Origin of the sequence: Mycobacterium fragae (genome assembly GCF_002102185.1) — a bacterium.
Classification (GTDB): domain Bacteria; phylum Actinomycetota; class Actinomycetes; order Mycobacteriales; family Mycobacteriaceae; genus Mycobacterium; species Mycobacterium fragae.
On record NZ_LQOW01000005.1, the window covers coordinates 1 to 18,453 of the forward strand.

Below are 18,453 nucleotides of genomic sequence, written 5' to 3' on the forward strand. Positions count from 1 at the left end.
GCATCAGCCCCGCCTTGGCCGCAAACGCCGACTGCGACGCCACCAACTGCGGAATATGAGCATCCAACAAACTCATCGCCAACATCCTTTCTTATCGATTACCGTTGTCACACAAGAACACTCAGCCGTCATCCCCCTCCCCCTCGGCGGCGTCAGAATCCCAACTGCCCGGCACCATCGGCATCCTCGGGGCGTCATCGAATTCGTCGTCGGCGAGCGCGGTGAGCCCGGCCGGCTGGGCTGCCCCCTTCGAGACCGTCCCGGCGAATCCCAGTGTTCCCGCGCCCCGGTCGGAGGCCACCGTCGATGGATCATCCGGCGGTCGGCCCCAGTCGGGGTTGACCCCGATATTCATGTCCGCGAACTCGTCGCCGTATCCACTCTGCGACGCGCGCCGACGGCGACGGGCTCGTGCCGCCTCGCGCGCGGAAGTCGCGGCCGCGGCCGTATCGGATTCCGGTGTCTTCTTCTTGGCGCCGGCAGGGGCACCGGCGCTCGTGCGCATCCCGGAGCCGACCCCGATGCCGGGCGGAGCGATGACGTAGGGGGGCACAAAACCCGGTCCTGGCGGAGGCGGCGGTACCGCCGGCGGCGCCGGACTGGCCACTGTGCTCGCCGTCGGAGTGGGCGCGGGCGCGGGGGCCGTCGCGGGGACCGCCGCCGGCGCGGCAATCGGGGTCGATCCGAGCGCCGGCGCCAAGATGGGCTCCTCGACGACGGGCGCCGGTGCCGGCGCGACCACAGGCTGAGGCAGTGCGGCCAGCCCGGCCAGCCCCGCGAAGCCGCCTACAGCCGCGAAGGGGGCGACCGCAATGAGGGCTCCTGCCGCCAGCAACGCCGGCTGCGTCCCCAAAAAGGGCGCAAGCTGGGCTAGGTGGGTCGGCCAGTCGAACATCTCCAGGGCAACCAGGTACTGAAAAGCCAACGCCGGATTTTGCATCAGGTATACGCCGAACTGTTGAAAGTCCTCAAACAGTTCGAGGGCCCGAACAACCCACCACATCGGGTCGGCTGGATTCGTATATGCGTCGTACGGGAGTCCGTTTACCGTGCCCTCAGCGGGATTCCAATTGATTCCGAAGTTCTTCAGGATGTTCGCGATGGCCTCATCCAGCGGGTTGTCGACCTTGGGGTCGGGGAAGGGATTTCCGGAGTCTTGGGTTGAGGCAGTGGATTTCTGGATCGGCGGCGCGGCGGTGGTTTGTGGTGTCGACGCCACAGCGGTGCCGGCGACCATCTGATAGGTGGCCATCGTGGTGGCGGCCTGGACCCACATCCGTACGTAATCGGCCTCGTTGAGCGCGATCGGAATCGTATTGATCCCAAAGAAATTCGTCGCCACCAACACCGCATGCACAGCATGGTTGGCAGCCAACTCGGGCAGGGTCGGCATCGCCGCCAACGCGGTCGTGTAGGCCGCGGCCACCGTCTCATGCCCGGCGGCCGCTCCCGCGCTGTCGGCGCTGGCCTGCGTCAGCCAGGCCAGGAATGGCACATTCGCAGCGACATACGACTCTGCGCTCGGTCCCTCCCATGCACCGCCCTGCACCCCGGCCAACACGGCAGTGAGTTCGTTTGCAATCGAAGCATATTCAGCGCTCAACGAATTCCACGCTGCCGCGGCTGCCAGTAATGATCCTGGCCCGGGACCACTGCTCAGCAACGCCGAATGGACCTCTGGCGGCAAAGCCATCCACACCGGCGCGGTCATCAGCCGCCGGCGAGTAGATAAGACGACGCCGCGGCGGCGTCGCCTGCCGCGTAGCTGGCGCCCCCCGCACCCACGCCGACCCCGGAGCGGCCGAGTTCCTCCACACCTTGGGCTGCCACCGTCGCATGCTGCGCACCGTGCGCGCTCAACTCGGCCGCGCTCTGCAGCGACACGAAGTCGGCAGCAGGAGGAACCACGGCCGTGATCAGCGGAGCCGCGCCGGCGTGCGCGCCCGCCAGGCGCGCGGTCAACGCTTCGACGGCGGCACTGGCAGCGGCCAGGCCTTCCGGGACCACTCGCAACGTCATGTCAGGCAACCTCCCTCATCGAGCCCTCACCCAGCAGCCTAATGAACATGATTTTCATTACGGGGTATTCAATACGATGACGGCGGGTATTTCAAGCCCGCGCAGCCCCTGTGTTGCTTTGGCGCTGTCGGGGATTCGGCATCATCCGGCCTGAGCAAGGTGCGGTGCCGGCGTCTAACCGTCCTCTCTAAGGTCGCCCGCCTCGTCGTCGCCGTCGGTTTGCCAGCTCTTCGGGACCATCGGCACCGTCGGTGCTGTGCCGAATCCGTTCTCGCCCAACGTGCTCAGCCCCGCCGCCTGCGCGCTCGAGGACTTGCCGACAGTGCCGGCGAAGCCCAACCTGCCCCCGCCCCGATCCGACGCCAACGCCGGCTGGCGGTCCGGTGGCACGTCCCAGTCCGGCTCGACCTCGATATTCATCTCCATGAACTCGTCGCCGTACCCACGCAATCCGGTCCGCCGGCGCCGGCGCCCGTGCGCCCGATCCCGGCCTGACGCCGCCGCACTCGCCGACGCGTCATCGTTCTCCGAAACCGGTCTCTGGGCTTTCCTGCTCGCCCCACTGCCGGCACTGCTCTGCGCCGACAATCCCGACGCACTCACCGCGTACAAGCCCTCGGTCGTCGAAGTGGTCGGGCCGAAGCCGGCTCCGGGGTCGCCGCCCGCCGGTCCGCCGGCCATCGTTGAGGCTGGGCTCGGCGTCGCAGCGCTCGACGTCGTCGACGCGTTCGTCGTACTTGTTTCGCTACCGCTCACCGTCAGCGGCGCAGGTGCAGCGCCCGTAGGTGCGGCTGTGGCCGCGGCGGCCGGCATATCCACTTCAGGGGGAACTGCCATACCGGAGACGCCGGCCACCCCCGCCACCCCGGCCAGTCCAGCCAGTCCGGCCATTCCGCCGAACGCCGCGGCCGTAGCGGGAACAGCGGCCAGCAATAATGCGGGGGCCGCTTGCACCAAGGGCCAAACGAGCATCAACGAATGGAAGATGAACCAGGCCAGCGCGGTAGCTAGCGCTGGGGACATTCCGGGGATTTGCATCAGCATAGCGCTGACGGCATTGGCAAAGGGGACCGCGGGAATGGGCCATCCATCGGGGTAGAGCAACTTGCCAAGTGGCCAAAGAATATTCTGCGTGATGTCCGAGAGGCTGCTTGCCAGCTGGTCTTGCCACGACGAGCCGGCGGTGGCTGCCATCGTGGCTTGCTGCTGCGTGGCGGAGGCATCCGCGCTGTTGAGGTGCGCACCGGTCTCAGTGGCCGGGACCGCGGCCGCCATCTGCGTTGCCACAGCACCGGCTTCACCGCCCGGGTTGACGATCGGCGCCGCAGGCATGGTCGCGGGGACGGCGGCCACAGCGGACCCGGCGACCATCTGGTAGGTGCTCATCGTCTCTGCGGCTTGAATCCACATGCGTACGTAGTCGGCTTCATTCAGCGCGATCGGGATGGTGTTGATCCCGAAGAAGTTCGTGGCCACCAACGTCGCGTGAATGGCATGATTCGCCGCCAGCTCCGCAAGCGTGGGCATCGCCGCCAACGCGGTCGTGTAGGCCGCCGCCGCCGTCTGATGCTGGGCGGCTGCCGTGGCGCTGTTTGCGCTGGCCTGTGTCAGCCATGCCAGATACGGCCCGTGCGCCGCCACATAGCTTTCCGCGCTCGGGCCCTCCCACGCCCCTGCCTGCACTGCGGCTAGCACCTCGCTCAATTCGGCAGCCGCCGAAGCGTATTCGGCACTCAACGAACTCCACGCGCCCGACGCTGCCAACAACGCTGCGGGACCCGGACCGCTCGACAACAGCGCCGAATGCACCTCCGGCGGCGAAGCCATCCATATCGGCGCCGTCATCGGCCGCCCACAACCAAATACGACGAGTCCGAAAAACTCATCACCGCTCCTCCTTCTCCTCCCACGTGTTGGGTAGCATCGGCATGCGCGCGCCATCGCCAAATGCACTGTCGGGCAGTGTGTTCAGCCCCGCTGCCACTGTCGCGCTTCCCTGGCGCGTGGTTCCCGCGAAGCCCAGCTGCCCCGCACCCTGATCCGATGCAGCGGTACTCGCATCTGGTGGCTCCCAGTCCGGCTTGACCGCGATATCCATGTTCATGAACTCGTCGCCGTAACCGCGCAGCTCCGCCCGCCGGCGCCGGCGCGCACGGGTCCTCTCCCGGTTCGATGCCGAGGCCGCCGCGGCCGCGGCATCTGGCTCCTGCGACTTCTTCCTGGCACTGTCACTGGCATTCATCCCCGAGCCGAACCCGATACCGGGACCACCACCCACCAGGTAGGGGTAGCCGAAACCTGTTACGGCGGTAGCGGCGGGTGGTGGCGCAGAGCCGGCGGCGGTGACGGACGTGGGCGCGGGTGCAGGCGCAGGAGCCGTCGTGGGAGCCGACGCCGTCACGGCAGTCGCCGGGGTGATCGCCGCAGCCGCCTTGGGTTCGACGGCCGGCAACGCCGCCTCGGATGGCGCGGGCGCTGCAACAGGTTGCGGTTGGGCTGCCAGTCCGGCCAGCCCTGCCAGGCCGCCCACCGCCCCGACCGGAGTTGCGGCCAGGGCAAGCGCGGCCGTCGACAACTGGGGGGCGAACGTGTTGATGAATTCACCCAGATGGCCGATCTCGTCGGCGATCAGCGCCGGAATGTCGTTCGCCAGCTGAGCTAACGCCGCAGCGGGATTCGTTTGAAACTCGCTGAAATCCCGGCCCAACGTGTCCGTGATTTCCGTGATTCGATTGATGTACCAACTCAGCTGCGTTGGATCCCCGCCGTCATTGTCGATGATGCCGCTGCCGTCGCCGCCGCTGTCGCTGGTGCTGTCGGCCTTCTGGATCTGCGGGGCCGGGGCGGTGGACGGCGTCGATGCCACCGCCGTGCCGGCAACCGCTTGATAAGTCGTCATCGTGGTAGCGGCCTGGATCCACATCCGCACGTAGTCGGCCTCGTTGAGCGCGATCGGAATCGTGTTGATGCCGAAGAAATTCGTGGCCACCAACACCGCGTGGACGGCATGGTTGGCGGCCAGCTCCGCCAGGGTCGGCATCGCCGCCAACGCGATCGTGTAGGCCGCGGCCACCGTCTGATGCTGGGCCGCCGTCGCCAGGCTCTTGGCGCTGGCCTGCATCAACCACGCCAGATACGGCCCATGCGCGGCCACATACGACTCGGCGCTCGGCCCCTGCCACGCTCCCGCCTGCACGGTGGCCAGCAATGCGCTCAATTCCTCAGCCGCGGAAGCATATTCAGTACTCAGCGAGGACCATGCCGCGGCCGCCGCCAACAACGATCCCGGTCCCGGACCGCTGCTCAGCAACGCCGAATGCACCTCAGGCGGCGACGCCATCCACACCGGCGCGGTCATCACAGGCACTCCTGCGGGTCGGGCTAATCAGGGCTGGTGGCAGAATTCAATACGACGCCCTGTCGTAGAACAAGACCCCGACGGGGTAGGGGGTATCGCCCTTAGGAGAGCGTGCCGGTGATCACATACCCAGCAGAGTCGGCAGCGCCATCGCCGAATCGAGCGCCAACGCGCAGAACACCACGGCCAGGTAATTGTTCGACTGCAGGAACAGCCGCAGCGGCTTGACCGCCTCGCCGCGGCGCACCCCGGCGTAGAGCTGGTGCGCCATCGCCAGGAACCACACCCCGGCCACCAGCGCGACCGCCGTGTAGAGCCACCCGGCGGCCAGCGCCAGCACCAGCGTCGCAATCACCGTGAGCCAGGTGTAGACCAGGATCTGCTTCGTGACCTGACGCTCGGTCGCGACCGCCGGCAGCATCGGCACCCCGGCGGCTCGGTAGTCGTCCTTGTACCGCATCGCCAGCGCCCAGGTGTGCGGCGGCGTCCAGAAGAAGATGATCGCGAACATCACCAACGCCGGCCAGCCGATGGTGCCGGTGACCGCCGACCAGCCGATCATCACCGGCATGCAGCCGGCCGCGCCGCCCCAGACCACGTTCTGCGAGGTGCGTCGCTTGAGCAACAAGGTGTAGACGAACAGATAGAACACGATCGTGGCCACGGCCAGCAGCCCCGAGAGCAGGTTCGTCGTCCACCACAGCCAGAAGAACGAAGCGACACTCAACGCCACCCCGAACACCAGGGCGTTGCGGGTCGGCACGGTCGCTCGCGCCAACGGCCGGCGCGCGGTGCGCTTCATCACCTTGTCGATGTCGGCGTCGGCCACACAGTTCAGCGTGTTGGCGCCCCCGGCCGCCAGCATCCCGCCGATCAGGGTGTTGAGAATCAGCAACGGGTTCACCATGCCGCGGTCGGCGAGCAGCATCGCCGGTATCGCGGTGACCAACAACAGCTCGATGACCCGCGGCTTGGTCAGCGCCAAATACCCCACCAGCGTGTTGCTGACTCGGCTCGGCGCGACGCGCTCGCGAATGCTCACGCAATGACTCCTCGGGTCGCACGGCGCGCAGCTTCTACTACAGGCGATGGTAGACCGCCTGCCTGCGCCGCTTGCATCGCAGGGTCGACTCACGGTTCATACCCGCCCCGACGTGGTACACCCATCTCCTACGACATCTGCAGCGACGCAGGATCCCGCACTAGGGTAGGGAGGGATCCATTTGCCGACCCGAGGACCGCGTTCGTGACAACACTCGAAGACATCTCCACGCTCACCCAACCGCACCATCCCGATGACTGGACCGAGATCGACTCGGCCGTAGTTGACACCATCCGGGTGCTTGCCGCCGATGCGGTTCAGAAGGTCGGCAACGGCCATCCGGGGACGGCGATGAGCCTGGCTCCGCTGGCCTACACGCTTTTCCAGCGGACCATGCGCCACGACCCCAGCGACACCACCTGGCTGGGGCGCGACCGGTTTGTGCTCTCGGCCGGGCACAGCAGCCTGACCCTCTACATCCAGCTCTACCTCGGCGGCTTCGGTCTGGAGCTCTCCGATATCGAGTCGCTGCGCACCTGGGGATCCAAGACTCCAGGGCATCCGGAGTTCCGACACACCAGGGGCGTGGAGATCACCACCGGCCCGTTGGGCCAGGGCCTGGGGTCGGCGGTGGGGATGGCGATGGCGTCCCGCTACGAGCGCGGCCTGTTCGATCCCGACGCCGCCCCGGGCACCAGTCCGTTCGACCACCACATCTATGTGATCGCCTCCGACGGCGATATCGAAGAGGGCGTGACGTCGGAGGCGTCGTCGTTGGCGGCGGTGCAGCAACTCGGCAACCTCATCGTTTTCTACGACCACAACCAGATCTCGATCGAGGACGACACCAACATCGCGCTCTGCGAGGACACCGCCGCCCGGTATGAGGCCTACGGGTGGCACGTGCAGCGAGTCGAGGGCGGCGAGAACGTTGTCGCCATCGAGGAGGCCATCGCCAATGCGAAGGCCGTCACCGACCGGCCGTCGTTCATCGAGCTGCGCACGATCATCGGGTATCCGGCCCCCAACGCCATGAACACCGGCAAGGCGCACGGCGCGGCCCTCGGCGACGAGGAAGTGGCCGCCGTCAAGAAGGTGCTCGGCTTCGATCCCGAGAAGACGTTTGAGGTTCGCGAAGAGGTGCTAGCCCACACCCGCAAGCTGGTGGACCGGGGCAGAGAGGCGCATGAGCGTTGGCAGCCGGAATTCGACGCCTGGGCGCAGCGCGAGCCTGAGCGCAAGGCGCTACTGGACCGGTTGACCGCCGAGGAGCTTCCCGACGGGTGGGACGCCGACATCCCGCACTGGGAGCCCGGATCCGACGAGATCGCCACTCGCAAGGCATCCGGTGCGGTGCTCAACGCGGTGGCGCCGAAACTGCCTGAGCTGTGGGGCGGTTCGGCTGACCTGGCCGAAAGCAACCTCACCACGATCAACGACGCGGATTCGTTTGGGCCGCCGTCGATTTCCACCAAAGAGTTCACCGCGTCGTGGTACGGACGGGTGTTGCACTTCGGTGTTCGTGAGCACGCGATGGGCGCGATCCTGTCCGGCATCGTGCTGCACGGCCCGACCCGCGCGTTCGGCGGCACGTTCCTGCAATTCTCCGACTACATGCGCCCGGCGGTGCGGCTGGCGTCGCTGATGGACATCGACACCATCTACGTCTGGACGCACGACTCGATCGGTCTGGGCGAAGACGGGCCCACGCACCAGCCGATCGAGCACCTCTCGGCGCTGCGCGCGATTCCAGGCCTGTCGGTAGTTCGCCCGGGCGACGCCAACGAGACCGCTTACGCCTGGCACACCATCCTCGCCCGCGGCAACGGCAGCGGCCCGGTCGGGCTCTGCCTGACCCGACAGGGCTTGCCGGTACTCGAGGGCACCAGCCGGGAGGGAGTCGCGCGGGGCGGCTACATATTGGGCGACCCGGGCGGCGACGAACCCGACGTCGTGCTCATCGCCACCGGCTCAGAGCTACAGATCGCTGTGGCCGCCCAAAAGGCATTGGCGGACAAGGATATTGTGGCGCGCGTGGTGTCAATGCCGTGCCTGGAGTGGTTCGAGTCGCAACCCTACGACTACCGCGACAAGGTGCTGCCGCCGAGCGTATCCGCTCGGGTCGCCGTCGAGGCCGGTGTCGCGCAGTGCTGGCACAAACTGGTCGGTGACACCGGGGAGATCGTGTCGATCGAGCACTACGGCGCGTCCGCCGACTACAAGACGCTGTTCCGCGAATTCGGCTTCACCCACGAAGCGGTCGTCGCCGCCGCCGAACGAGCACTGGACAACTGAGAAGGAAGGTCAGTTTGATGACTCAGAATCCCAACCTCGCCGCTCTGACTGCGGCCGGCGTATCCATCTGGCTGGACGACTTGTCGCGGGACCGGATCCAGTCCGGAAACCTGCAGGAACTCATCGACACCAAGGAGGTCGTCGGCGTCACCAGCAACCCGACGATCTTCCAGAAGGCGCTGGCGGACAGCGACATCTATGACGCCCAACTGGCCGAGCTGGCCGAGCGCGGCGCCGACGTAGACGCCGTCGTCCGCACCGTCACCACCGACGACGTGCGCAACGCCTGCGACGTGCTCAAGCCCCAGTGGGAGGCATCCGACGGCGTCGACGGCCGGGTGTCGATCGAGGTCGACCCGCGGCTGGCACACGATACCGACAAGACCACCAAGCAGGCCATCGAGTTGTGGAAGATCGTCGACCGGCCGAACCTGTTCATCAAAATCCCGGCCACCGAGGCCGGCCTGCCCGCCATCACCGCAACGCTGGCCGAAGGGATCTCGGTCAACGTCACGCTGATCTTCTCGGTCGAGCGGCATCGAGCGGTGATGGGCGCCTACCTGAACGGCCTGGAAAAGGCCAAGCAGGCCGGACACGACTTGTCCAAGATCCACTCCGTGGCATCGTTTTTCGTCTCGCGGGTCGACACCGAGGTCGACAAGCGTCTGGAGAAGATCGGCACCGAGGAGGCGCTGGCGCTTCGTGGACAGGCCGGGGTGGCCAACGCGCGACTGGCCTACGCCGCCTACCAGGAGGTGTTCGTCGGCGGGGATCGTTTCGAGCAGCTCAAAGCCGACGGCGCCCGGGTCCAGCGACCTCTGTGGGCGTCGACCGGCGTCAAGAATCCCGACTACTCCGACACGTTGTACGTCACCGAGCTGGTCGCCCCGAACACGGTGAACACCATGCCGGAGAAGACGATTGAGGCCGTCGCCGACCACGGCGTGATCACCGGCGACACTGTCACCGGCACCGCCGCCGCGGCCCAGGAGGTGTTCGACAAGCTCGAGGCGGTCGGGGTCGACCTGACCGACGTGTTCGTCGTCCTCGAGGACGAAGGCGTGAAGAAGTTCGAGGAGTCCTGGAACGAGCTGCTCAAGGAGACGCAGGCTCAGCTCGACTCTGCGACCAAATGAGCCCGGCCGGCAGCCGGGCCCGCGTCGAACAATGGCGAAACCCGCTGCGGGACAAACGGGATAAGCGCCTGCCCCGGATCGCCGGGCCGTGCGCACTGGTGATTTTCGGTGTCACCGGCGACCTGGCCCGCAAAAAAGTGGTACCGGCCATCTACGACCTGGCCAACCGCGGCTTGCTGCCACCCACCTTCGCCCTGGTCGGATTCGCCCGCCGAGACTGGGACGACGAGGACTTCAGCAAGGAGGTCTACGAGGCGGTCAAAGCGCACTCGCGCACACCGTTCCGGCAGGTGATATGGGACCGGCTGGCCGAGGGATGCCGGTTTGTGGAGGGCACCTTCGACGACGACGACGCGTTCGCCCGACTGGCCGAAGTCCTGGAGAAGCTCGACGTCCAACGCGGGACCGGCGGCAATCACGGTTTCTATTTGGCGATCCCGCCGAAGAGCTTTCCCGCGGTGTGCGAACAGTTGCACAAGGCCGGCCTTGCCCGGCCACCGGAGGGCAGCTGGAGTCGGGTGGTGATAGAAAAGCCGTTCGGCCACGACTTGGACAGCGCACGCGAGCTCAACAAAGTGGTCAACAGCGTCTTCCCCGAGGAATCGGTGTTCCGCATCGACCACTATCTCGGCAAGGAGACGGTTCAGAACATCCTGGCGCTGCGGTTCGCCAACCAGTTGTTCGACCCGATCTGGAATGCGCACTACGTCGACCACGTACAGATCACCATGGCTGAAGACATCGGACTAGGCGGGCGCGCCGGCTATTACGACGGAATCGGCGCGGCCCGCGATGTGATCCAGAACCACTTGATGCAACTCCTGGCATTGACCGCCATGGAAGAGCCAGTGAGCTTTCAGCCGTCCGAATTGCAGACCGAGAAAATCAAGGTCTTGTCCGCGATCCAACTCGTCGAGCCGCTGGACGAGACCACCTCCCGCGGCCAGTACACCGCCGGTTGGCAAGGCGGTCAGATGGTAGTCGGACTGCTCGACGAAGAGGGTTTCTCCAAAGACTCGACAACCGAGACCTTCGCCGCCATCACGCTGGAAGTCGACACCCGTCGCTGGGCCGGCGTGCCGTTTTACCTGCGCACCGGAAAACGCTTGGGCCGCAGGGTAACCGAAATCGCCCTGGTCTTCAAACGAGCACCACATCTTCCGTTCGACGCCACCATGACCGACGAACTGGGCGCGAATGCCCTGGTGATCCGGGTGCAACCAGACGAAGGCGTGACGTTGCGGTTCGGGTCCAAGGTGCCCGGCACCGCCATGGAAGTTCGCGACGTCAACATGGATTTCTCCTACGGTTCCGCGTTTGCCGAGGACTCGCCCGAAGCCTACGAACGGCTGATCCTCGATGTGCTGCTCGGCGAGCCGTCCTTGTTCCCGGTAAACGAGGAAGTCGAATTGGCTTGGGACATATTGGATCCGGTTCTCGACCATTGGGCCGCACACGGCAAGCCCGAGCCCTATGAGGCGGGCACCTGGGGTCCGGCATCGTCGTTCGAGATGCTGCGCCGGACGGACCGGGAATGGCGGCGGCCGTGATTGTCGAGCTTCCCGACACCAGCACCACCGCGGTAAACAAGAAGCTCGACGAGCTGCGCGAGAAGGTCGGGGCCGTAACGCTGGGCAGGGTACTGACATTGGTGATCGCGCCGGACGGCGACGCTGTGCTCGACGAATCCATCGAGGCGGCCAATTGGGCGAGCCACGAGCATCCCAGCCGGGTGATCGTGGTGATGACCGGAGATGCGGATGCCGACGATGCGCGCTTGGACGCGCAACTGCGAGTCGGCGGTGACAGCGGCGCCGGGGAGGTCGTGGTGCTGCGACTGTCAGGTCCGCTCGCGGGACACGACAGCAGCGTCGTCGTACCCTTCCTGTTGCCCGACATCCCGGTGGTCGTCTGGTGGCCGGATATCGCCCCCGCGGTGCCGGCCCAGGATCCCTTGGGCAGACTGGCGATTCGGCGCCTCACGGACGCAACCAACGGCGTCGACCCGCTGTCGGCCATCAAGAGCAGGCTGCCCGGATACACCGCCGGTGACAGCGACCTGGCGTGGAGCCGCATCACTTACTGGCGGGCGCTGCTCACCTCGGCGATCGACCAGCCGCCGCATGAGCCGATCATCTCGGCGCTGGTGTCCGGCTTGAAAACCGAGCCCGCGCTGGACGTTCTCGCGGGCTGGCTGGCGAGCCGGATCGACGGGCCCGTGCGCCGCGCGGTCGGTGAGCTCAAAGTCGAACTGGTCCGCAACACCGAAACGGTGACGCTCAGCAGACCGCAGGAAGGGCTGACCGCGACGTTGAGCCGCACCGCCAGGCCGGATGCGCTCGTTCCGTTGCCGCGCAGGGAGACCCGCGAGTGCCTGGCCGAGGATCTGCGCCGGTTGGACCCGGACCCGATCTACTTCTCAGCACTCGAAGGCATCGACCGCGTGGAGTACGTATGAGCACAACAGTCGAGAGGTTCCCCGACAGTGACGCGCTCGCCGCTGGAGCGGGCGAGCGATTGATCGGCGTCATCGATGCGGCCGTAGCCGCCCGTGGGCGGGCGCTGATCGTGCTGACCGGCGGCGGCAACGGCAACCGCCTGTTGGGGTACCTGGGCACGCACGGGCAGCGGCTCGACTGGTCCAAGGTGCACTTGTTCTGGGGCGACGAGCGCTACGTCCCCGAAGGCGACGACGACCGCAACGACAAGCAGGCACGCGAAGCTTTGCTGGACCATGTCGACATCCCGGCTCGCAACGTTCACACGATGCCGGCCAGCGACGGCGAGTTCGGTAACGATCTTCCCGCCGCCGCGCTGGCCTACGAGCAGCTGCTCGCCGCCAACGCCGAACCGGGAGAACCCGCACCGGATTTCGACGTTCATCTGCTCGGAGTGGGGCCCGAGGGCCACATCAACTCGATGTTCCCGGACAGTGCCGCCGTGCGCGAGAGCAGCCGTCTCGTGGTCAGCGTCGACGATTCACCGAAACCCCCGCCGCAGCGAATCACGCTGACACTGCCCGCAATCCGGCGATCGCATCAGGTTTGGCTGATGGTGTCCGGCGCGGAGAAGGCCGACGTGGTGGCCGCTGCCATCGGCGGCGCCGACCCGGTTTCCGTGCCGGCGGCCGGCGCGGTCGGACGGGAGAAGACGATCTGGTTTCTCGACACCGAGGCGGCGGCCAAGCTTCCGGCTGACTAGGGACCTTCCGCCTGCCGATCGCAATAGCCGGCCGCATACTCCTCCAGCCGGCGCGCGATATCGGATTCTGCGGCGCGCGTCGTCACCATCACCTGCCAGTAATGGTCACACTGCCGCTGCTGCATATCCGATCAGATGCGGGAACAGTGACGAGGGTTCCCGCCATAGCCATAATGATCGGCATGGCTGATAAAACCGCCCGCAACCGACCCCCGCGAGAGCGGATCAAGACACTCACGCAGGCAGCGATGAACGCCGACGTCACGGTGGGGCAACTCGAAGACCTTCTAGGCGGGCTGGGCGAAACCTTGAAAGATCTGAACAGTTCGCTCGCGCGCTTGAACGGCGCGGTGGAACGCCTGGATGGCGGCCTCGACCACTTCGAGGCCACGCTGAGCAGAATCGACGACTTGATGGGCCGGCTGGTCACGCTCGTCGCGCCGATCGAGGCCATCGTCGAGCGGATCGACTACATCGTGGGTGTGGGCGAGACCGTGATGACACCGGTCTCGACCACCGAGCATGCAATACGTGGGATGTTGAACGCCTTGCGGAATCGAACGGCTCGGTAGCCATCGTTTGAAAGACCCGCCCTCCGGGTACCGCTGGCTCACGAGGAGGGCTGTCGATGGCGGGCGGGCATTCGATCGTGGATCGGGGCCGGTTGGCTGTCGACTTGCAACGCGCGGTGACCGGCGAGGTCCGGTTCGACGACGGGGCCCGCGCCCTATACGCCAACGACGCCTCGATCTACCGGCAGGTGCCCACCGGCGTGGTGGTTCCGCAGAGCGCCGACGACGTGCTGGCCGCGTTGCGGGTCTGTCGCGAACACCAGGCGGCCGTCTTCGCCCGCGGCTGTGGCACCGGGCTGGCGGGACAGACGGTGAACGCGGCGGTGGTCTTCGATTTCTCCAAGCGGCTCAACCGGATCGTCGAGATCGACCCGGCTCGCCGGATCGCGCGGGTGCAGCCGGGCGTGATCTGCGACGAACTCCACGAAGCGGCCGAACCTTTCGGCCTGACCTTCGCCCCGGACCCGGCCACCCATGACCGGTGCACGCTGGGCGGAATGATCGGCAACAACTCCTGTGGCACGCACTCCGTGGTGGGCGGAAAGACGGTCGACAACGTGATCACGATGGATGTGGTCACCGTAGACGGTCACCGCATGACCGTCGGGCGCACAACCCCCGAGGCGCTGGCCGCATTGCGGGCCCAACCGGACAGATGCGGCGACATCTACCGTCGCCTCGACGATCTGATCCAGCGCTACGCGGAAGAGGTTCGCCAACGCTACCCGCGTATTCCCCGTCGCGTCTCCGGTTTCAACCTCGATTCGTTGTTGCCGGAGAACGGTTTTGACGTGGCCAAGGCACTTGTCGGATCGGAGTCGACGTGTGTGTTCGTGCTCGAGGCGACCGTTCGGCTGATTCCGTTGCCCGCCTATCGCGCGCTATTGGTCGTCGGCCACCCCGACGCCGCCACCGCCGCTGATCACATGGACCCGCTGCATCACCCCGCGCTCATCGCGCTGGAATGCTTCGACGCCGGCGTGCTGGAGAACCTGGAAAAGCATGATCAGCACATCCCGGGAATGGACCAGCTGCCGGACGGCCAAGCGTGGCTGCTCGCCGAATACGGCGGCGACAGTGCCGAGGAGGTCGAGGATGCGGCCCGGACCGCCGCCGACCGGCTCACCGCCGGTCAACCCAAGCTTTTCACCGACCCCGACCAGCAAGAGCAGGTCTGGGAGGTGCGGCGCAGCACCATCGAATTCACCCGCATCCCCGGTGAGCACGCCGGGCTCGCCGGCTGGGAGGACGCCGCCATAGCACCCGAGAATCTCGGTGACTACATCCGGGATTACTGCCAACTGCTCAAGCGCTACGGCTACCACTGCGTGCTGTTCGGCCACTTCGGCCAGGGCTGCATGCACAACCGCCTGGACCTCGACCTGCGGACCGCGCCCGCGGTCGACGATTTCCGGCGTTTTCTCGACGAGGCAGGCGATCTGGTGATCAAATACGGCGGCTCACTGTCCGGGGAACACGGAGACGGTCAGCTGCGCGCCAACCAGCTGGCGAAAATGTTCGGCCCGCAATTGGTTTCGGCGTTCGACGAGTTCAAGCAGATCTGGGACCCCGAAGGCCGGATGAACCCGGGCAAGGTGGTGCGACCGTACGGTCCCGACCAGAACCTCGCGGTGGGCCCCGACTATCGACCACGTCACGTGCGGACGGTCTTCGCCTACCCCGACGACGAAAAGGGATTCGTCGACGCGACCAACCGCTGCTTCGGTATCGGCAAGTGCCGTCACACGTCGGGCGGCGTCATGTGTCCGAGCTTCATGGTCACCCGTGAGGAGCAGCATTCGACGCGGGGGCGGGCACGTCTGCTCTTCGAAATGATGAGCGGGCACCTGGCCGACGGACCGGGCTGGCGTGACCAGCACGTCAAAGACTCGCTCGACCTATGCCTGTCCTGCAAGGGTTGCAAGTCCGATTGCCCGGTCGGCGTCGACATAGCGACCTACAAGGCCGAGTTCCTATCGCACTATTACCGGCATCGGCTGCGCCCGCGCAGCGCCTACGCCCTCGGGTTGATCCCGATCTGGGCCCGGCTCGCCTCACATGCCCCACGTCTGGCCAACGCGGCCCTGCACGCTCCCGGGCTGTCCCGGGTCGGGAAAGCCGCGGCCGGTATCGCGCCGCAACGCGATGCACCACGCTTCGCGCACAAGACTTTTCGGGCCTGGTTTTCGGGCCGACGCGCCGACCACGGGGACCCGGTATTGCTGTGGCCGGACACCTTCACCAACTACTTCCAGCCGGAGATCGCCGCCGCGGCGGTACGCGTGCTCGAAGCGGCCGGGTGTTCGGTGAACATTCCGCAACGGCAGCTGTGCTGTGGGCGGCCGCTTTATGACTACGGGATGCTGCGCACCGCCAAGCGCTGGCTGCGACGCATCCTCGACGACTTGGCCGAGCCGATCTCCGCCGGGCTCCGGCTGATCGTTCTGGAGCCCAGCTGCGCAGCCGTGTTTCGCGACGAGCTCACCAACCTCTTTCCCGACGACGCGGACGCGCAGCGACTATGCGCCGCGACCATGAGCCTCGGCGAATATCTGTGCCAACGCGGCTACCAGCCGCCACCGTTGCATCTGCGGGCCCTTGTACAGACCCACTGCCACGATCATGCGGTGCTCAAACCCGAGTGCGATGCAAGGCTTTTCGACGCCATGCAGCTCGATGTCGACCATCCGGATTCCGGCTGCTGCGGGATGGCAGGCAGCTTCGGCTTCGAGGCGGGCGAACGCCATAAGGTTTCGGTTGCGGCTGGCGAGCGCGTCATTTTGCCGGCGGTTCGCGCCGCAGATCCTCGAACAGTCATCGTGGCCAACGGATTCAGTTGCCGCGAGCAGATCGGTCAGCTCGCCGGAAGGCAGGCGCTCCACCTCGCGCAGCTGCTTGAGCTTGCCGAGGGCTCCGGCCCGGACGGTCCACGCAGAAACCTCGAACCAGCAAGGAGTACAAGGTGAGTGAGCAACAGACTGCGGCCGACGTCATGGTCGACAGACTGCTCGAGTGGGGCGTCGACACCGTGTTCGGCTTGCCCGGCGACGGCATCAACGGGCTGATGGACGCGTTACGCAAGAAACACGACCAGATCACCTATATTCACGTCCGCCACGAGGAAGTGGCCGCGATGGCCGCCGTCGGCTACGCGAAGTTCACCGGCAAGCTCGGCGTGTGCTTCTCCACGTCCGGCCCGGGTGCGGTGCACCTGATGAACGGCATGCTCGACGCCAAAGTGGAGCAGGCACCAATCCTGGCCATCACCGGGATGACCTATCACGACCTGATCGGCACCGCCTACCTGCAGGACATCAACATCGACTACTGGATGAACGATGTCGCGCTCTACAACCAGCGGATCATGGGGCCACAGCACGTGCACAATGTCGTCGATTTCGCCTGCCGGACAGCGCTTTCCGAACGCGGTCCCGCGCACATCGGTTTCCCCATCGATTTCCAGGCCGCAGACGCCGACAGCGGCACACGCTTTCAGCGCAACGTGCCCGGACACACCTCTGCCGTGTATCAGCCTCCGATCCGGGTTCCGCAGCGCGATCTGCTCCGTCGCGCAGCGGCGGCGTTCGAAGACAAGCACCGCATCGCGATTCTGGCCGGTGCCGGTGCTCGCGGAGCGGGTGCCGAACTCGAGCAGGTAGCCGACAAGCTCGGGGCGCCGATCATCAAGGCGCAGTTGGGCAAGGACTGTGTCCCCGATGACAGCCCGTTCACCACCGGTCCGATCGCGCTGGTGGGCAGTAAGCCCAGCGAGGAAGCGCTCGAGCAGGCCGACGCGCTGCTGATCGTCGGCAGCAGCATGCCCTACACCGAGTACTACCCCACGCCCGGCCAGGTCAGCTGCGTGCAGATCGACGACAAGCCGGAGCGCATCGGCCTTCGGCACCCGGTCGACGTCGCCCTGTGCGGCGATGCCAAAGCGACGCTGACCGAACTGCTCGCATTCCTGCCGCGCAACGACGACCGATCGTTTTTGGAAAAGGCCCAGCAGGGCATGCGGGATTGGTGGGAGCTGATGCGTGAGCGCGGCACGCGCACCGACCTACCCATGAAGCCGCAGGTTCCGGCGTGGTACCTGAACGACGTGCTGACCGACGACGCGATCATCTGCGGGGACTCGGGCACGGTCACCACCTGGGCGGCACGCCAGATCAAGTTGCGCGCCCGGCAACAGTTCAGCTTCAGCGGAACGAACTGCTCGATGGCGGCGGGGTTGCCCTATGCCATTGGCGCACAGACGGCCTACCCGGGCCGGCAGGTGGTGGTGTTCACCGGAGACGGTTCGCTGACCATGCAACTCGGCGATTTCCTGACCTGTGTGCAGCACCAGCTGCCGATCAAGGTGGTGGTGCTGGCCAACCGCACACTGGGGCTGATCAAGTGGGAGCAAATGGTTTTCCTCGGTAACCCCGAATACGGCGTTGATATGGCTCCCTTCGATTTCGTCAAATTCGCCGAGGCGTGCGGTGGACGCGGCGTCCGCATCGACGACCCGGCCCGGTGCCCGGATCAGTTGCGCGAGGCGATGTCCTGGGACGGGCCGGTGATCATCGAGTGCGTCGTCGATCAACACGAGCCTCCGATGCCTGCGAAGGTCCAAAAGGATCAGGTGAAGAAGCTCTACGCCGCACTCAAAGCCGGCACTCCGAACCGCGGGCGGATCGCCATGCAGATGGTGAAGGACATGCTCGATGAGTCCAGCTTCGACGCCAGCCCGGGTCATGTGATTCCGGAGCCGATCGGCAAAGCCGCGCGCAAGGTGGCCGGCCGGATCGTGGACCGCCTCGACGATCAGTGACGACCGGCGCGGCC

General features: G+C 66.2%; 13 protein-coding genes and 1 pseudogene. 8 read left to right on the forward strand and 6 right to left on the reverse strand.

All coding sequences use genetic code 11. The features are described from left to right. The 6 genes and pseudogenes from esxG to AWC06_RS02730 all read right to left on the reverse strand — a co-directional run. Window positions 1-76 (reverse strand): annotated as a pseudogene (gene esxG / locus AWC06_RS22885) (type VII secretion system protein EsxG); the annotation flags it as partial. Window positions 77-121: 45 nt separating this feature from the next. After that, the gene (locus AWC06_RS02710) at window positions 122-1,711 is read right to left on the reverse strand and encodes a PPE family protein (protein ID WP_085194157.1); all 1,590 of its coding nucleotides are present in this window, start codon (window positions 1,709-1,711) and stop codon (window positions 122-124) included. Continuing rightward, on the reverse strand, window positions 1,711-2,019 hold the full coding sequence (locus AWC06_RS02715) for a PE family protein (protein WP_085194159.1): 309 nt from the start codon (window positions 2,017-2,019) through the stop codon (window positions 1,711-1,713). The genes AWC06_RS02710 and AWC06_RS02715 overlap by 1 nt, the downstream gene beginning before the upstream one ends. A 174-nt stretch (window positions 2,020-2,193) precedes the next feature. Further along, on the reverse strand, window positions 2,194-3,864 hold the full coding sequence (locus AWC06_RS02720) for a PPE family protein (RefSeq protein WP_085194161.1): 1,671 nt from the start codon (window positions 3,862-3,864) through the stop codon (window positions 2,194-2,196). A 40-nt stretch (window positions 3,865-3,904) separates the two neighbouring features. Continuing rightward, a complete protein-coding gene (locus tag AWC06_RS02725; protein WP_085194163.1) occupies window positions 3,905-5,377 on the reverse strand; it encodes a PPE family protein in 1,473 nt (490 codons plus the stop codon). A gap of 121 nt (window positions 5,378-5,498) precedes the next feature. Continuing rightward, the gene (locus AWC06_RS02730) at window positions 5,499-6,419 is read right to left on the reverse strand and encodes a heme o synthase (RefSeq protein ID WP_085194165.1); all 921 of its coding nucleotides are present in this window, start codon (window positions 6,417-6,419) and stop codon (window positions 5,499-5,501) included. Between the two features lie 204 nt (window positions 6,420-6,623). Between AWC06_RS02730 and tkt the strand changes: the two genes are divergently transcribed. The 8 genes from tkt to AWC06_RS02770 all read left to right on the forward strand — a co-directional run bounded on the left by tkt (window position 6,624) and on the right by AWC06_RS02770 (window position 18,439). Further along, window positions 6,624-8,714: a transketolase gene (gene tkt, locus AWC06_RS02735; protein ID WP_085194166.1), complete on the forward strand. Its 2,091-nt coding sequence runs from the start codon at window positions 6,624-6,626 to the stop codon at window positions 8,712-8,714. Between the two features lie 14 nt (window positions 8,715-8,728). Then, on the forward strand, window positions 8,729-9,850 hold the full coding sequence (gene tal, locus AWC06_RS02740) for a transaldolase (protein ID WP_169715278.1): 1,122 nt from the start codon (window positions 8,729-8,731) through the stop codon (window positions 9,848-9,850). Continuing rightward, window positions 9,847-11,400, forward strand: coding sequence for a glucose-6-phosphate dehydrogenase (gene zwf, locus AWC06_RS02745; protein ID WP_085194170.1), 1,554 nt, complete (start codon window positions 9,847-9,849; stop codon window positions 11,398-11,400). Before tal ends, zwf begins: the two co-directional genes overlap by 4 nt. Continuing rightward, window positions 11,397-12,308, forward strand: a complete 912-nt coding sequence (gene opcA / locus AWC06_RS02750) for a glucose-6-phosphate dehydrogenase assembly protein OpcA (protein ID WP_085194568.1) — start codon at window positions 11,397-11,399, stop codon at window positions 12,306-12,308. The genes zwf and opcA overlap by 4 nt, the downstream gene beginning before the upstream one ends. Continuing rightward, on the forward strand, window positions 12,305-13,051 hold the full coding sequence (gene pgl, locus AWC06_RS02755) for a 6-phosphogluconolactonase (protein ID WP_085194172.1): 747 nt from the start codon (window positions 12,305-12,307) through the stop codon (window positions 13,049-13,051). Before opcA ends, pgl begins: the two co-directional genes overlap by 4 nt. A 173-nt stretch (window positions 13,052-13,224) precedes the next feature. Continuing rightward, entirely contained in the window at window positions 13,225-13,623 is a 399-nt protein-coding gene (locus AWC06_RS02760; protein ID WP_085194173.1) for an ATPase, read from the forward strand. A 56-nt stretch (window positions 13,624-13,679) separates the two neighbouring features. Beyond that, window positions 13,680-16,589 carry an FAD-binding and (Fe-S)-binding domain-containing protein gene (locus tag AWC06_RS02765; RefSeq protein WP_085194174.1) on the forward strand — a complete coding sequence of 970 codons (2,910 nt, stop codon included), beginning with the start codon at window positions 13,680-13,682 and terminating at the stop codon, window positions 16,587-16,589. Continuing rightward, window positions 16,586-18,439 carry a thiamine pyrophosphate-dependent enzyme gene (locus AWC06_RS02770; protein ID WP_211281879.1) on the forward strand — a complete coding sequence of 618 codons (1,854 nt, stop codon included), beginning with the start codon at window positions 16,586-16,588 and terminating at the stop codon, window positions 18,437-18,439. The genes AWC06_RS02765 and AWC06_RS02770 overlap by 4 nt, the downstream gene beginning before the upstream one ends. Window positions 18,440-18,453 lie beyond the last annotated feature (14 nt).

What these genes read in the sequence shown, in the direction of transcription:
- pgl (WP_085194172.1), top strand. Translation starts at nt 12,305, where the DNA reads ATGAGCACAACAGTCGAGAGGTTCCCCGACAGTGACGCGCTCGCCGCT.
- AWC06_RS02720 (WP_085194161.1), bottom strand. Translation starts at nt 3,864, where the DNA reads ATGACGGCGCCGATATGGATGGCTTCGCCGCCGGAGGTGCATTCGGCG.
- AWC06_RS02760 (WP_085194173.1), top strand. Translation starts at nt 13,225, where the DNA reads ATGATCGGCATGGCTGATAAAACCGCCCGCAACCGACCCCCGCGAGAG.
- AWC06_RS02710 (WP_085194157.1), bottom strand. Translation starts at nt 1,711, where the DNA reads ATGACCGCGCCGGTGTGGATGGCTTTGCCGCCAGAGGTCCATTCGGCG.
- AWC06_RS02725 (WP_085194163.1), bottom strand. Translation starts at nt 5,377, where the DNA reads ATGACCGCGCCGGTGTGGATGGCGTCGCCGCCTGAGGTGCATTCGGCG.
- zwf (WP_085194170.1), top strand. Translation starts at nt 9,847, where the DNA reads ATGAGCCCGGCCGGCAGCCGGGCCCGCGTCGAACAATGGCGAAACCCG.
- AWC06_RS02765 (WP_085194174.1), top strand. Translation starts at nt 13,680, where the DNA reads ATGGCGGGCGGGCATTCGATCGTGGATCGGGGCCGGTTGGCTGTCGAC.
- AWC06_RS02715 (WP_085194159.1), bottom strand. Translation starts at nt 2,019, where the DNA reads ATGACGTTGCGAGTGGTCCCGGAAGGCCTGGCCGCTGCCAGTGCCGCC.